The organism is Gammaproteobacteria bacterium (genome assembly GCA_009838035.1).
Lineage (GTDB): Bacteria > Pseudomonadota > Gammaproteobacteria > Steroidobacterales > Foliamicaceae > Foliamicus.
The window spans coordinates 226,576-242,831 of the sequence record VXSK01000023.1; the positions used below are offsets into that span (position 1 = coordinate 226,576).

The 16,256-nt window shown below is 62.5% G+C and carries 9 protein-coding genes; 3 read left to right on the plus strand and 6 right to left on the minus strand.

Translation table 11 applies throughout. The annotated features are described in order from the left end of the window. The first annotated feature begins 81 nt into the window (after positions 1 to 81). Genes F4Y72_10540 through F4Y72_10550 form a run of 3 tightly spaced genes read left to right on the plus strand, consistent with a single transcriptional unit; the run spans position 82 to position 6,484 of the window. Positions 82 to 3,321, plus strand: coding sequence for an efflux RND transporter permease subunit (locus F4Y72_10540; protein MXZ28724.1), 3,240 nt, complete (start codon positions 82 to 84; stop codon positions 3,319 to 3,321). After that, a complete protein-coding gene (locus F4Y72_10545; GenBank protein MXZ28725.1) occupies positions 3,322 to 5,364 on the plus strand; it encodes a cytochrome P450 in 2,043 nt (680 codons plus the stop codon). Between the two features lie 34 nt (positions 5,365 to 5,398). Continuing rightward, the gene (locus tag F4Y72_10550; GenBank protein ID MXZ28726.1) at positions 5,399 to 6,484 is read left to right on the plus strand and encodes an efflux RND transporter periplasmic adaptor subunit; all 1,086 of its coding nucleotides are present in this window, start codon (positions 5,399 to 5,401) and stop codon (positions 6,482 to 6,484) included. Positions 6,485 to 6,681: 197 nt separating this feature from the next. Here F4Y72_10550 and F4Y72_10555 read toward each other — a convergent pair whose 3' ends face one another. From F4Y72_10555 to F4Y72_10580, 6 genes are all read right to left on the minus strand, one after another. Continuing rightward, positions 6,682 to 7,848 carry a methyltransferase domain-containing protein gene (locus F4Y72_10555; GenBank protein MXZ28727.1) on the minus strand — a complete coding sequence of 389 codons (1,167 nt, stop codon included), beginning with the start codon at positions 7,846 to 7,848 and terminating at the stop codon, positions 6,682 to 6,684. Next, positions 7,766 to 8,845 (minus strand): Rieske 2Fe-2S domain-containing protein, encoded by a 1,080-nt coding sequence (locus tag F4Y72_10560; GenBank protein ID MXZ28728.1) that lies wholly within the window; start codon positions 8,843 to 8,845, stop codon positions 7,766 to 7,768. Before F4Y72_10560 ends, F4Y72_10555 begins: the two co-directional genes overlap by 83 nt. 171 nt (positions 8,846 to 9,016) lie before the next feature. After that, positions 9,017 to 11,467: a TonB-dependent receptor gene (locus F4Y72_10565; protein MXZ28729.1), complete on the minus strand. Its 2,451-nt coding sequence runs from the start codon at positions 11,465 to 11,467 to the stop codon at positions 9,017 to 9,019. Positions 11,468 to 11,529: 62 nt separating this feature from the next. Continuing rightward, positions 11,530 to 13,992 carry a TonB-dependent receptor gene (locus F4Y72_10570; GenBank protein MXZ28730.1) on the minus strand — a complete coding sequence of 821 codons (2,463 nt, stop codon included), beginning with the start codon at positions 13,990 to 13,992 and terminating at the stop codon, positions 11,530 to 11,532. Positions 13,993 to 14,103: 111 nt separating this feature from the next. After that, positions 14,104 to 15,156, minus strand: coding sequence for a HAMP domain-containing histidine kinase (locus F4Y72_10575; protein MXZ28731.1), 1,053 nt, complete (start codon positions 15,154 to 15,156; stop codon positions 14,104 to 14,106). Then, on the minus strand, positions 15,153 to 15,902 hold the full coding sequence (locus F4Y72_10580; GenBank protein MXZ28732.1) for a response regulator transcription factor: 750 nt from the start codon (positions 15,900 to 15,902) through the stop codon (positions 15,153 to 15,155). Before F4Y72_10580 ends, F4Y72_10575 begins: the two co-directional genes overlap by 4 nt. Positions 15,903 to 16,256: the final 354 nt, after the last annotated feature.

Below are 16,256 nucleotides of genomic sequence, written 5' to 3' on the forward strand. Positions count from 1 at the left end.
CAGCCGCAACAATGGTTTTGAGCCTTTTCGTTATACTCCAACTCAACAGCGAAGTCAGCGGGGGTGGCGGCGCCATTTCGCATGAAAGACCGGATCATCGATTTATCGCTTGAACGTCGGCGGTCCACGCTGCTGGCGATGATCGGCATCGTGATCTTCGGGATCGTCGCGCGCGTGTCGATCCCGGTGGAGAGCGAACCCCGCATAGAAATCCCGTTCTACGTCATCACGGTCGTTCACGAGGGCATCTCTCCGGAAGACGCCCGGCGGCTGCTGATCCTGCCGCTGGAAATCGAGCTCAAGGCCGTGGAAGGCGTCCGGGAAATCACCGGCACGGGCGCCGAGAACATGGCCATGGTCGGGGTGGAGTTCCAGACGGGAATCGACCTCGACGTAGCGCTGAGCGACGTGCGCGAGGCCGTGAATCGGGCCAAGCCCGAGTTCCCGTCCACGACGGAGGAGCCGATCGTCGAGGAGACCGCGACCACCGACTACCCCGTGCTGCAGATCAATCTGGTAGGACGCAATACACCGGAGGAAACTCTCTACGCCACCGCGCGCAGCCTTCGCGACAGGATCGAAACGGTAGGTCAGGTGCAATTGGCGGCGCTGCAGGGGCACCGCGAGGAGTTCATGGAAATCCTCATTCGGCCGGAGCAGCTCGCGACGTACCGGATGTCCGTGGAGGAGCTGTACGGGGCGCTGACGCGTAACAACCGGCTGATCGCGGCGGGCGCGATGGACTCCGCCCAGGGGAGCGTCTCGGTAAAGGTGCCCAGCGTTATTGAATCGACGGACGACCTGCTCGACATTCCGGTGCGCATCGAAGGCGACACGGTCGTGACCTTAAGCGACGTGGCCTCGGTGAGGCGCACGTTCAAGGACCGGGCCAGCTATTCCCACGCCAACGGCGAGCGTTCCATCTCGGTGTTCGTGTACCGGCGCTCCGGCGCAAACAGCATCGAAACGGCCACCGCGGTCCGCGAAGTGGCGGACGGTTTCCGCGACCGGCTGCCCGTGGGCGTCAACATGTTCTATTCCCAGGACACGTCCCAGTTCGCCGCCAAGCAGATCGTCGAGCTTCAGGGGAACATCGTGACCGCGTTGGTGCTGGTCATGCTGGTCATATTCCCGGCCATGGGCCTGCGGAGCAGCCTGCTGGTGGCCGGCGCCATCCCGGTCTCCTTCCTGTTCGCGCTGATCTTCCTGTGGCTGTTCGGACACTCGTTCAACTTCATGGTCATGTTCGGCATGCTGCTGGGGCTGGGCATGCTGATCGACGGCGCCATCGTGGTCACCGAGGATGCCGAACGGCGAATCACGGAAGGCGAAACCGAACTCGAGGCGTACGGGGCGGCCGCCAAGCGAATGTTCCTGCCGGTTCTCGCCTCCACAGCGACCACTCTGGCGGCCTTCGTGCCGCTGATGTTCTGGCCCGGCGTGGCCGGCGCCTTCATGGGGTACCTGCCCATTACCCTGCTCTGGGTGCTGATCGGAGCGCTGCTCTATGCGTTGATATTCGCCCCGGTCCTGGGAACGACGTTCCGGCGCCGCAGCCGCGTATCCGCCCCGGCGCCGGCGGGCGCCGACGGCATGTGGGAACTGGACTGGGCGCGGCTGGGCCGTTTCGCGCGCGGTTACGGCCGCCTGCTTTCAATGGCCGTGCGCCGTCCCCTGGTCACGGTCGCCATCGTGATCGCGCTGGTACTGGGCATATTTACCGTGCATGGCTCGCGCGATCTGGGTGTGCTTTTCTTCAACGAGAACGACCCCACCTACGCCCAGGTGTTCGTGCGCGCGCGCGGCAACCTGGACGTGGAAGAAGCCTACCGGCTGGTGGCCGAAGTGGAGGCGGCGGTCCTCGAGGTCCCGGGCATCAAGAACCTGAACATGTTCACGACGACCGGCGCGGGCCAGGCCCAGGGGCAGCGGATGCAATACCAGGGTGGCTCGAGCGCAGACCGCATCGGCGCCATGTTCGTAGAGATGGTCGAGAGCAGCCAGCGCGACACGACCGGCATGGAAGTGCTGGAGGAAGTTCGCCGGCGCACGGAGAGATTCGGCGGGGTGATCATCGAAGTGCGGCCTTTCGAGAGTCAGATCACCGCCGGCAAACCGATCGCCCTGCAGTTCTCTTCCAATGAGCGCGAGCGCCTTGTTCCCGTGGTCGAAAGGGTGCGCGAGTACATCGTCAACGAGGTCGAAGGACTGAGGGACATCGAGGACACGCTTCCCGTGCCCGGAATCGAATGGCAACTGGAAGTGGACCGGGCCGTGGCGGGACTGTACGGGGCCGACGTCTCGACCGTGGGACTGGCCACGCAACTGGTGACGAACGGCGCCAAGCTGGGCGAATACCGCCCCGACGACGCGGACGACGCGCTGGACATAAGGATCCGCTACCCGACCGAAGACCGCGGCGTCAACGAACTGGACGACCTGAGGATCGTCACCCGCAACGGGCCGGTACCGTTGTCGAATTTCGTCACCCGGCGCGCGACGCCGCGGCTGGACACCATCCAGCGGGCCGACCAGGAGGACATCCACATGATCAGGGCCGGCGTCGCGCCCGGCGTGCTGCCGGACGCCAAGATCCGGGAGATCCAGGGGTGGCTGGACAGCCAGACTTTCGATTCGGAGGTGGAAATCCGCTTCCGCGGCACGACCGAGGAGCAGGAAGAGTCGATCGACTTTCTCTCCAAGGCCTTTTCCTTTGCGCTGCTGCTCATGTTCGCGTTGCTGGTTACGCAGTTCAACAACATCTACCAGAGCTTCCTGATCATGCTGGCGATCGTGCTGTCCACGGCCGGGGTGTTTCTGGGGCTGGTCATCACCAACCAGCCGTTCAGCGCGATATTGAGCGGGGTGGGCGTTGTGTCGCTGGCGGGCATCGTCGTGAACAACAACATCGTGCTGATCGACACCTACAACGTCGGCCGCAGGGAATTTCCCGACCGGGACATCGCCGAACTCATCGTGCTGACCGGTTTGCAGCGGCTGCGGCCGGTACTGCTGACCACCGTCACGACCGTGATCGGACTGCTGCCCCTGGCCAGCCATCAATCGGTGGATTTCATCAACCGCAGATGGGTCTCGGGAGGCGAGCTTTCGGGTTACTGGGTGCCTCTGGCCCAGGCCGTGGTGTCCGGACTGACCTTCGCCACGATCCTGACGCTGATCCTCACGCCGGCGCTGCTGGTGCTGCCGAGCCGGCTCAAGGGGATGTTCTCGGGCGTGCTGACCGGCCTGCGCAGCAGGGCGCCGAAGCCGGTCCGGCTCCGCGGCGGGGACAGTTACGCGAAGCGCTCGCCCGGCGTATGATTGACCTGTGTATTACGGGCAACTGATTCGACTGCGGGGGTAGTTGTGAGATTAGCCGAAGAGTTGGCGCTGGTTCTTCTGAACGAAGACAGCGGCTATTTCGAGCCCGTCGGCGCCTGGAACCTGTCCTGCGTGATTGCGGGCTCGGTGCTCGCGGACCTGTCGCTCGAATTTCGCATCGACACCGATACGGAGACGCTCACGCTCCTGGACGCCGGGGAGACGGGCGACCCCTTGCTGGATCCGGTGCTGGCGGAAATCGCCTCGGCGCCCCCACCGGTGCACAACGCCCAGTACTGGATCGAGAAGACCGCGCAGCGATCGGACGACGCGATGGACATCATCCTCGACCGGCTGGTCGAGAAGAACATTCTCGACCACGATTCCGGTGGGTTCTGGTCGCTCAGCCGCCAGGTATCGCGCACCGGAACGTACTCCGCGGACGACGGATCGACGAAACTGCAGGTCAAGACGCGAGTTCTTCGCGCAATCCTGGACGAAGAGATTCCCGATCCCCGGGACGTGATCCTCATCAGCCTGATTGCCGCATGCGACGCGCTGCCGCTGTTGCTCACCGAAGAAGAGTACGAGCAATCCAGCGAACGCATCGATCTGCTCTGCAAAATGGACCTGGTGGGACGGGCCATCGGCGCGGCTGTCAGGGAGAGTCAGGGACGCCCGGTGCAGCAGCCCGTGGGGCGCACCCGGCCGATTCCGGTCGCCAACCTGCTGAAGCTGATTCCGAATCGAAATCTGAGGCGGGGCAATCTTTCCAGGATCCTTACGGATCTGTACAGGGAATACGGTCCGGTTTTCAGGATCAAGAAGCCCTTCTCGGACAAGGGCGTTGTCGTGCTTGCCGGCCCGGAGACCAATGCTTGGATCAACCGCAACGGCCGGACCTATTTCCGCACGCGCGATCACATGGCCGACTTCGAGCAACTGTACGGCGCGTCCCGGACCCTGCCCGGCATGGACGGCACAGAGCATTACCGAATGAGAAAGTCCTTGCGGGCCGGTTATTCCCGCGCGACGCTGGAGGCGAGGCTGGACGAAGTATATAAATTCTGCCGTGCCTCACTGGAGAAATGGGTCCCGGGCAATCCGATGCCAGGCGCCGCCGCATGCCAGGAGCTGATGAGCGTTCAGGTGTCGCAGCTCATGGTGGGCGTGGACGCGTCGGACCATATCGACGATCTTCTCAGCTACGAACACCGGTCGCTGGTCACGCATGTGCAGAAAGCCTTGCCGAAATTCATGATGCAGACGCCCGGCATGGCCAGGAAGAGGAAGCGTATTTTCGAGATGCTCAACCGGGTATTGAATGCGCACACGCCGGCGCAGCGCAAAGGCAAACCCAAGGACCTGGTCGATCATATTCTGAGCCTGCACGCCAGCGATCCTCAATATTTCCCGGAGACCGATCTGAGCTTCATGCTGGTCGCGGGCTTCATCGCCAGCATTTACCTCGGCAGCGGGCTGAGCTTTGCCGTGTACGGCATGGCCAGCCATCCCGAAATCTACCGCCGGGTTCAGAAGGAGGCCGAAACGCTGTTCGCCAACGGCGACCCGGGCAAGGACGATTTCACGAGGTCCTCAATCGACGTCGCCCACCGGGTGTTCCTGGAGTCCCAGCGCCTGTATCCGGTCATTCCGATGCAGCTTCGCACCACCATGAACCACTGCGTGGTGCAGGGCTACAACATTCCGAAGGACACGCGCGTGGTGTTCGCGCACACTGCCGCGCACCACCTGGAAGAGACTTTTCCCGATCCCACAAGATTCGATATCGACCGCTACGCGCCGCCCAGGGATGAGCACAAACGCGCGGGAGCATACGTGCCCTTCGGACTCGGGACGCACCATTGCCTGGGGTCGAAATGGGTGGAACTGCAAATGACGATCAACCTGCTCCTCATCGCGTACTATTTCGACATCAGCGTCGTTCCGTCGGACTATGAGATGAGATTCAATCCGTTTCCCACCAGCGCACCGAACAGCAAGTTTCGATTTACCATTGACAAGAGGCGTCACGACTTCTGACCCGCGGGCCACGGTTTAGACGGAATCCGAATAAATGAAAATCAGGGAATCCCTGCGCAAACCGTTGTGGGCCGGGCTGGTCCTTGCAGTTTGCGCCGTATGGCTGCTGTCCGGAATCCTGGGCGGTGACGACGACGATGGGCAGGCGGCGGTCGCTTCGCGCACGGAAGCGCGGGATGACATCGTGGTGCGGGTACGAACCAGCCGGGCTTCGGAACAATCCAGGACGCTGACGCTGCGCGGCCGTACGCGAACCCGGCATGCGGTTACGGTACGCGCCGAAACCTCCGGCCGCGTGGATGACCGGCCGATCGATATCGGGGCAATGGTGTCGGCGGGCGACGTGCTTTGCCAGGTGGAAGTCAATGACCGCGCACTGCGCGTTCGCGAGGCCGGCGACGCTGTCGAGCTGGCTACGCTGGAGTACGAAGGCATGAAGACCCTGCGCGAACGGGGCCTGCAGCAGGAGATCGCGGTCGCCCGGGCCAAGGCCCAGTTGAGTTCCGCGCGCCGCCAACTCCTGGCCAGCGAACTGGAACTTGAGAATACCGCCGTGGTTGCGCCGTTTGCCGGCTTCGTGGAAGAGACGCATGCGGAGGTGGGCGACTACCTGCAGATGGGCAGTCCCTGCGCCACCGTTCTCGATCTCGATCCGATCTACGTGGAGGCCGCGGTCACGGAACAGCAGTATCCGCAACTGGACCTGGGCGCCGAGGTGCGGATCACGATGGCGACCGGCAACGCGGCCCGCGGCTCGCTTACGTTTATCGGCAAACAGTCGGCCGACCAGTCACGCACCTATCCCATCGAAGTAACGGTTCCCAACCCGGACTTTTCGATTTCCTCGGGGTTGAGCGCGGAAGTCGAAGTGGCCCTGCATGCCCAGCCTGCGCACAAGGTGGGCATGTCCTACGTTGTGCTGGACGCCAATGGAGAAATGGGCGTGCGGGCCGTTGACGATGACCAACGGGTTCTCTTCTACCCGATCGACGTGGTGCGGGAAGACCCTGACGGGCTGTGGGTTTCCGGCTTGCCGGCCGAAGTCACATTGATCACGGTGGGTCAGGAATTCGTCAGTCCGGGCCAGCAGGTCAGGGTTCAGCGCGACACCGCAGGCTAGACGCCAGCCGTAGCCCGTTCTTATGCCTCCCTCTCGAGGGAGCGTAAAAGCAGGATAGCGATTCCGAGCCAGGGATGGCGTCTCCCACGAGAGGGAGGCATAAGAACGGGCGGTATCGAAGCGCCCCGCGAGAAGAAGGCACACAAACGGGCGGAATCGAAGCGCCCCGCGAGAGGAAGGCGCACAAAGTGGCGGAATCAAGCAGTCCGCAACGGTTTGCGCGCGAGAAAACAGTAGAGCGGGGTGAATATCCCGGTCTTGCCACCTGCAACATAGGCCTCCGCGGTCCGGTCCATGAGCCGGATCACGGTGCTGGAGCCCTTCGGGAAGAGTCCGAACGCCTCCGTGAGCTTCACCATGCCGATCATTGCCTTTCGACCCGCAGGCGTCCTGCGCAGGAGATTCCGGAAGGTGCCGGTGTCGCCCTCCATCGGCTGATACCAGGGCGTGTACGGATCTTCCTGCATGCTCCTGTCCATTCCCTCGATCACTTCGAACCCGACCGCCTCCAGCGCCTGATCGACCTCCGCGAAGCTTGCGATCTCGTTCAATGCGATCCCGTGCATGAGTTCGCGCTTGATCTCCCGGTGGCGGGCGCTGTCCGGATCGAACTCGTTCGTAAGGCACATTTCCTGGCCCCAGAACAAGGCCCCGGGCTTCAACACGCGGAAGATCTCGGCAAAAGCGCCCTGCTTGTCCGGCGCATGGCAGGTGGACTCGATCGCATAACCCGCGTCGAAGGAATCGGGCTCGAACCTGCTCATGTCCATAAAGCTGCAGTGGACGTAGTCCGCCATGTGATCAAGACCGGCTTCGACGTTCCTTCGCTTCGCCTTTTCCAGTTGCTGTTCGTTGTTGTTGAGGCAGACGACGCGGGCGCCGGACTCACGTGCGACCCGGCGCATCGGACCGCCGACTCCGCAGCCCACGTCAATAACCGTCATGCCCTCCTTGAGCCGGAGCTTGCCGATCATGAGTCGCTGATGCCGGAGGATGGAGTCGTCAAGGCTCTCGCCCGGCCTCAAGGGAGCGAAGTGCAGCGATTCGTTCCAACCGAACTGCATGAACTCGCTGCAAATCGAGTAGTAGTCATTGACCGTCTTGGCATGGTCATAGTTGCGCCCGCTGGCGGCGCCGCCATCCCGCCTGTCGAGCCAACCTTCAAACGATTCGACGCGGCTGGTGACGGACCAGCCGCGATAGGCGTTCTTGAGAGACGTGGACAATTTCGCCAGCATGGCGCGCGATTTCCCTGGAGGAGGATCTGTGCCGTCGCGAGCGTCAGGCGCCCATATTGGCGCCACGCGCGGCATGAATCGGGGCAGGCTTGAGGCTGCGCACACGCGCGCGGCTCTCTTCGGCATCCGGATAGAACTGCTCGCAGTATTTCCGGTAGGTCATGATCTCGCCGTCCGAACGGCTCAGGATCGGCAGGGGCTGATAGCGTTTGTTCTGCCAGATGGCGACGTCCTGGCGCACGTCGTGCTTGACGCGCGATACGAAGAACCGGGTCAGCCAACTGGCGGGAAGACACCGAAGCAGCAGTGTCGCCAGCCATTTCTGCCCGGGTTCCCAACGCTTGATCTGCAGTGCAACCACGAGCTTTATATGGGTGTCGTCAACGGCCGTGGACAGGATCCACTGGCGCAGTTTCAGCCCGCTGACGCGTTCATGAAACTCGACGAACGAATAGCCGAGGCCCCACACATGGGTTGTCGCGGCCACATCGGTAAGCACCGGCACACCAAGCAGCTTCACGTTGCGTCTGAAAACAAACCTGTTGCGCAAGTAGGCGCCGTCCACATGCACGTCTCCGACCTGCTTCACCGCCGCGTAGCCATGCACGTACCGGAAATGGGCGATGTCCACGGAGTTTTCCGCGGTCTCCTGCGGGTGGCCGCGCAGCCGCACGCTACCGTAGTGGAGGCGGTGCCATTCCTTTTCCGGCCACTCCGGGACCTCCCACTGCGGCCCGCGCCCCACCGGGCTCCACCACGCGAGAATGAGGCCGTTGATCTCGCGTGTCTCGTACACATTGAGTCGCGCGGTTCTGGGCGGCGGCGCATTCGGTGTGGCCACACACCGGCCGGTGGCGTCGTATTCGAAGCCGTGGAACGGGCAGACCAGGCGCCCGTTTCTGACGCAACCGCCGCCGTCCGGCCCCAGGTGCCCGCCCAGATGCGGGCAGTAGGCCTCGGACACGCAAACTTCTCCTTCGGCATCGCGCCAGGCCACGATCTGCTGGCCCATCCATTCCTTCTGGAGAAGACCGCCCTTGGGCAGGTTCCTGGCGATCTCCACGAGATACCAGCCTTCCGGGTACCTGCCCGGCGGGTAATACCGCTTGTTCGCCAGTTTCATTCAAAGCCCCCGCTTGTTTACCAGCTCAAATCTGCTCTGCGTTGTTTGCACAAGCATACAGGAACATTGGCGGGAAGGATGGCGAAACGCCGCGCGGTGACCCGCCCTCTCTCACGGGTTGCGAGGGAGGGCGTGACGCCGCGAGGGACATGCCCTCGCTCGAGTGTGCGGCTAGAAGCTGTAGCTCAGGCTCACGCCGACCTGGCGTCCGCGGGGCAGGGAAATGGCGAAGCCGCGCGGCGTAGTGCTCGCACTGCGGGTCTCTCCCGAATAGCCCGGCAAGGCGGCGCTGGCGGGCAGCGAACCGGCGCTCCGGTCGATGTACCGCAGGATGTCCAGCGGTGCATCGTCATCGAAGAGGTTCTTGCCCCAAAGCGTGATTTCCAACGCATCCCGCCGCACGCCCAAGCGCAGACCCACGCGGGTCATTGCGCCGGTCTCGATCAGGTTGTGGATCTGGGAAAAGCGCGAGCCCTCATAGACGACATCGCCCACCCAGAACCACGAAAATCCGGAGGCCATCGTGTCACCGTCGTAGCGGGCGACCAGCGAAGCCATATGCTCCGGAATGCGCGGCACCTGCTTGCCTGCCGCGGAACCCAGGCGAGCGAGATCAGCCAGGGACCCGCTGGCGCCCAGCAATTCGGCCTGATCAATGTTGATGTATTCCTTGATTTCCGCATTGGTCCATGCATAGCCGAGGTTTAGCGTCAGTTTGTCGCTCACGAGCGCCTGTAATTCAACCTCAAGACCGTTTATTTCCGATTCGCCAACGTTGTCGATAATCGAGGTGGTCGTGCCCCTGCCCGTTTCAATCACGGTCGTGAATTGCTGGTCGGTCACTTCGGTGCGATAGGCGGCGACATTCAATGCCAGGCGTCCTTCCATCAGGCGGGCCTTGTAGCCCGCTTCGTAATTCCACGCGACTTCTTCGTCCACGGAACGGAAAGATTCATCCGGGTTCCCTGACGCGTCAAGCGGAACGTCCGCGTTGAAGTTACCCGGTTTTGAACCCTTGGAGATGTTCAGATACAGGTTCGTTTCTCCGTCGGGCTTATAGCTCAGGGTGAAACGAGGATTCACCGAGGTAAAGTCCACGCCGTAGTCGCCGGTCATCGTGGTTCTTTCATCCGACGAAAAGACCTGCACGGAAATGTCGTCCTTTGCCCAACGGGCTTCCGCCGTCCCCGACCACTTCTCGTTGAAATCCATTTCCACGGCGGCGAATGCGGCCGTGTTGTCAACGGTCTCATCGGACACGGGGCCGTTGGGGAAAACCTCGAGCGGCGTCATGCCCCACTTCGCTGCCGAGAACGGAATTACCTTGCGGTCCGTGTGTTCGTCCTTGGTGCCTTGATAGTAGTAGAGCCCGACAACAGCTCGAAACGCCCGATCGGACGGCGAGGACAGCCTGAGTTCCTGCGAGAGGTCAGTCTGATCATATCCGCCGAAGCGTGTAAACAAACCGCAAAGCGACCGGCATATCCCCGCCCCGATGAAACGCGGCAGGAACGGCGGCAGAGCGTCCGCGATAGCGGTCCCGAAATCGTAGCCGCCATAGGTCGCGTCGAAATTGCTGTCGTTCTCGTCGTCGATACTTCCCGTCAGACTGGAGATACGCCAGCCGTTGGCCAGGTCGTAGTGCATGGACAGCGAGGCCGAGATTCGGTCGTTGAAGTTCCCTGCTCCGCCGGTCGCGGCGTCGATCTCTTCGGTAAGCAGCGCCACCGGCAAGTTGCGTTGCGCTTCGCCCCTGTAGTACTCGCGGGCTCGCGGGCCGGTCGCGCCGGATATATCGGCACTCCCGCTGACGGGTCCCCGGAAGCAGCAATTGTTGTGCTCCCGGCCTTGCAAAGCCAAGACGAAATGGTCGTCTTCGACTTTCTGGTAACCGACCGAAAGAGTGGCCTCAAAGTCGTCGTTTGGCGTGAAATAGAGCTTGGCGGATACGTTTGTGGTCTCCTGCCCGCCCACTTCGTCTCCGGTGAGCGTATTGACATGCTCGCCGCCGTACTGGTTGTAGCCCGCCGCAATGCGGAAATAGGCCTTGCCTTCCGATAAGGGTCCGCTGAGCCATCCGTTAACGTCATAGGTTTCGTGTTGCGCCCCGGTTACCGAGACTTCGCCTGCAAGCTCTTCCGTCGGAGCCCGGGTGACGTAATTGATCGCGCCGGCGTAGGTACCGCGGCCATACTGAGCGGACTGCGGTCCCTTGATGATTTCGACGCGCTCGACGTTCGCCAGGTCAACCGACGATACCAGGCCGCCGACATAGATGCCGTCAACGAAAGTGGATACCGCCTTGACGCCGGCGATGCCGTTCAGGATGGTTGTCTGGCCACGAACCGCTGGTCGGTCCAGTGACGGTTGCCGCCCGAAGCCGGACTGGAACGAGAATCCGGGCGTATACAGCGCAATATCGTCCACGGATCTAATACCCAGCTCGCGGATGTCGTTCGCGGTGAAGGCGCTGACCGCGATCGGGATGTCCTGAACGGACTCCTCGCGCTTGCGGGCGGTGACGATGATCTCCTCCAGCGCGCCCTCCTGCGACACCGCAGGACGCGGAGCAACGATCACGCCCGCAGCCAGGACGGAAATAACGGCAAGTCTGAATCTCATTGGATGTCCTCCCTATCGGTTAACCAAGCCGATAGCCGGTCAATTATGCACAAGCCACGCGTTTAGAAGCCGTACCTGAGGGTTACGCCTACCTGCCGCCCGCGGGGCAACGAGATGGCGAACCCACGCGGGGTGCTGGACGGGTTGCCCAGTTCGCCTGGGACGAATCCGGGGATTCTTGCGTGGCTGGGCAGGCCGCCGGTACGCCGGTCGATGTAGCGCAATACGTCGAGCGGCGCGTCGTCGTCGAACAGGTTTCTGGCCCACAGCACCACTTCCAGCGCGTCGCGGCGCGCGCCCACGCGCAAACCCACCCTGGTCATGGCGCCCGTTTCGATCAGGTTATGCACCTGGCTGAACCGCGAGCCTTCGTACACGACATCGCCCACCACGAACCAGGAAAAGCCCGACGCCATCTCGGCACCTTCGTAGCGGGCCACCACCGATGCCGAGTGCTCGGGGATCCGCGGCACTTTCTGGCCGGCCACCGAACCCAGGCGACTCAGGTCATGCAAGGAACCGTTGGCGCCGTTCAGGTCGGCCTGGTCAACATTGGTCCACTTGGCGATCTCCGCATTGGTCCAGGCGTAACCGGCGTTGACGGTAAGCGACTCGGTAAGCAGCGTTTCGACCTCCACTTCCAGGCCGTTGATCTCGGTTTCGCCCACGTTGTCGATCAGCGAGACGCTGCCGCCCGTGGGTGTCTCGATCACGGTCGTGAACTGCTGGTCGGTCACCTCGGTGCGGTAAGCCGCCACGTTAAGCGTCATGCGGCCATCCAGCAACCGGCCCTTGTAGCCCGCCTCGTAGTTCCAGGCTACTTCCTCTTCCACGGCGCGGAACGATTCGTCGGGTTGACCGTCGGGACCGACCGGTACCTGGGTATTGAAATCACCCGGCTTGGAGCCCTTGGATATGTTGAGGTAGAGGTTGGTGTTGTCGTCCGGACGATAGCTCAGCGTGACACGGGGATTGACGGAGTCGAACTTGTCCTTGTGCTCGCTGTTGAGCATGTTGATGTCGCGCGTGTCATAGACGCGAACGGAAATGTCGTCCTGCGCCCAGCGGGCCTCCAGGGTGGCCGCCCACTGGTCGTTGATGTCCCATTCCAGGCCGCCGAACACCGCCGTGTTGGTCACGTCATCGTTATCGAACGTGGAATTGGGCAGAACCGTGCCGGCCACCAGGCCATAACCGAGCGATTCCGACTGTTTGGTCAGTACCTTGGAGTCCATGTCTTCGTGCTTCTTGCCCTTGTAGTAGTACAAGCCCAGCGTGGCCCGCAGCGGCCTGTCCGCCGGCGAGGACAGCCGCAACTCCTGGGAGAAGTCGGTCTGTTCGCCGCCGAGCATGCGCTGGAAGTTTCCGCAGAAGCCGATGGTTATGCAGAAAAGCGGGCCCAGTCTGGGACGCAGAAACGGCGGGTAACCATTCACCCAGGCAACGCCGAAGTCGTAGCCGCCGTAGGTGCCGTCAATGAAGCTCTCGGTTTCGTCGGAGATGCTCCCGGTCAGGCTGGACAGCCGCCAGTCGTTGTTCAGGTCGTAATGCATGGTAAGGGAAGCCGAAAAACGCTCCAGACGATTGCCCGCCCCGCCGACCGAGTCCAGCTCTTCGGTCAGCAGCGCCACCGGCAGGTTGCGCTGTGCCTCGCCGATGTAGTACTCGCGGGCGCGGGGGCCGGTCACTCCGCTGATGTCGGGAGTGCCCGACGGCGGTCCACGGAAGCAGCAGTTGTTGTGTTCGCGGCCCTGCAGCGCGAGGGCCGGGTGGCCGTCGTCCGTTTCCTGGTAGGCCAGCGCCAGGGTGGCCTCGAAATTATCGCTGGGTGTCAGAAACAGCTTGGCCGCCACGTTCATGGTTTCCTGGTCGCCGATTTCTTCGTTCGTAACCGTGTTGACGTATTCGCCGCCGTACTGGCGATAGCTGGCGGACACGCGGAAATAGGCCCGGTCGGCGACCAGCGGACCGCTTGCCCAGGCGCTCATGTCGTACGATTCGTGTTCGGCGGCGCCCAGGGACACCTCGCCGGCAAACTCGTCGGTCGGGCGTCTGGTGACATAGTTGATGGCGCCGGCGTAGGTGCCGCGGCCGTACTGCGCCGACTGCGGGCCCTTGATGATTTCAACGCGCTCGATGTTGGCCAGGTCAACCGACGACACCAACCCTCCAACGTAGACGCCGTCCACGAAGGTGGAAACGGCCTTTACGTTGGCGATGCCGTTCACGATGGTGGTCTGGCCACGCACGGCTGGACGATCGATGCCCGCGTTGCGCCCAAAGCCGGATTGGAAAGAAAAGCCGGGCGTATAAAGGGCGATGTCGTCCACGCTCAATAAGCCCAGTTCGCGAATGTCGTCGGCCGTAAAGGCGCTGACCGCGATCGGGATGTCCTGAACGGACTCCTCGCGCTTGCGGGCGGTAACGATGATCTCTTCCAGCGCGCCTTGCTGCGCAATCACAGGACGCGGGGCAACGATCACGCCCGCAACGAGTACGGAAAAAACGGCAAGTCTGAATCTCATTGGCTATCCTCCCGATCGGCCATGCAGACCGACAGCCGATCAATTATGCATAAGTGGGGAGCAATGCAAAACCGGCATTCGGCGTTGCAAAGCCGGGATTCGCTTCCCGCGTCAGTCCGGCGGTTCGCCGGGTATGCGGGCGGTGATGCAGGCGCCGCTTCCCGGAGGGCTGGCCACTTCCACCTCGCCGCCGTGCGCCTCGGCGATCAGGCGGCACAGGTAAAGGCCAAGGCCATGGCGTCCGGTTCCCGCGCCGCGGGACGGGTCCGCCCTGTAGAAGGCGCCGGTAACCCGCTCCAGGTGTTCGGGTTCGATTCCGGGACCGTGATCCTGCACGCGGATTACCGCCGCGCCGTCCTCCATGCGCAGGCTGAGCTCAACCGGCATCCCGTCCCGGGGGTTGTAGCGCAGCGCATTCTCCACCAGGTTGCGGACCAGCATTCTCAAGCGGGCGGCGTTCACGCTCAGGTGTGCCGTAGCCGGTGGCACGCTCAGCGACACGCGGTGGCGGTCGTTGGGGAAATCGCCGCGCAGGACTTCGGCCATCAACTTGTTCAGGTTGACCCGCGAGCGCGACATCCGCCCGACCTGGGTGTTCAGGCGTTCGCCCTCCAGCAATTCCGTGATCATGCGTTCCATGCTGGACAGGTCGTACTCCAGGTGCGAGCGCACATCCTTGTCGTGGATGAACTCCAGCGCCAGCCGGGCGCGGGTCAGCGGCGTGCGCAACTCGTGGCTCATGGCCAGCAGCAACTGCCGCTGGCCGTCCAGCATCCCCTTTACCTGGTCCGCCATGCGGTTGATGCGTTGCGACAACCTGCCGAGCTCGTCCTGGCGGCGGACCGGGATCCGGTAGTCGAGTTGCCCTTCCCCGATCCGGCGCGTGCCCTGCCGGATGTCTTCCAGCGGATAGAACAGCCGCCGCACCGCCAGGTAGCAGCCGGCGAAAACCACTGCGATCATGGGGTAACCATAGATACGTAGCGCGGTCATGTTTTCCGAACTCTCCCAGGGCCGGAATATCACAGTGAGGACCCCGGTGGCCGCCGAAATGACGATAAAACTCGCAAAGAAGATCAGGATCAGGCGAACGGGAAGCGAGCGCCAGGCGTTCACCGGCTTTCGCTTCAGCCAATTAAGTGCTCGGACGACTCGATTATTCATAGAACGATCGTGGTGTTTGAGGGCGGGACTTCATCGCCCCCGGGGTCGCGACTGCTTTCGCCCTGTCCTTTAAGGAAGACGTAGCCGGCGCCGCGTATCGTGCGGATGAAGCGGGGATTGGAGGGATCGTCGTCCAGTTTCTGGCGCAGCCGGCTGATATTGATGTCCACCGAACGCGAGAAAAAGTTCGGCTCGATGCCGCGCAGTTCGGAGAGTATTTCGTCTCGCGTATAGACACGGCCCGGCTCGCCGGCAAGCAGTTGCAGGAGGTTGAATTCCATGGCCGTGAGATCGAGCAGGTCGCCGTTCAGCCGCGCTTCGCGGCGATCGAAGTCAAGCCGCAGGGGGCCATGCTCGGCCACGCCGGAAGTTGTTGACGAACGCTGGACGCGCCGCAAAATGGTCTGAATCCGCGCGACCAGCTCGCGCGGCTCGAACGGCTTGGGCACGTAATCGTCGGCCCCGACCTCCAGACCGACGACGCGGTCGGTCACATCGCCGCGCGCGGTGAGCATGATGATCGGCACGCTGCTGGTCTTGCGGATTTCGCGGCACAGCTCGAAGCCGTCGCGCCCCGGCAGCATCACGTCGAGAATCACCAGGTCCGGTTCGAAGGAGGCCATCGTCCTGAGCCCGGTGTCGCCTTCCAGCGCCGACTCGAGCTCAAGATCGAAGCGACTGAAATAGGCCCGCAGAAGCATGGCGAGCTTTGCGTCGTCGTCGATCAGGAAGATGCGGGCCGTCATGGCTAAGGGATTTTATGGGTGGTTTTGCCAATTTGGAGGGAAATTCAATCCGCGTTACAAAATGTTACGAATCGTTACCCTGCCGAGAAGAAAAAAACGCCTTCGCCCGTATCTTGTGCAGTGCATCAAGAAGAGATGCAAAGGAGAAAGAGACATGACACTGATTTCAAGAACGAGCGCCGGAAACCTGGGCGTTTGTGGTGAGGCCGTATTGTTCGCGGTCGCGTTGGTAGCCCCGATCGCCGCGTTCTGGTCCATCCTGGGCGGATAGCCCGTCCTCAAACAAGCGGCGCCTTGTTCCCGGTTCTCCCCTCCCAAGAGACCTCCCCCCAATCCCGGGACCAAGGTCAGGTC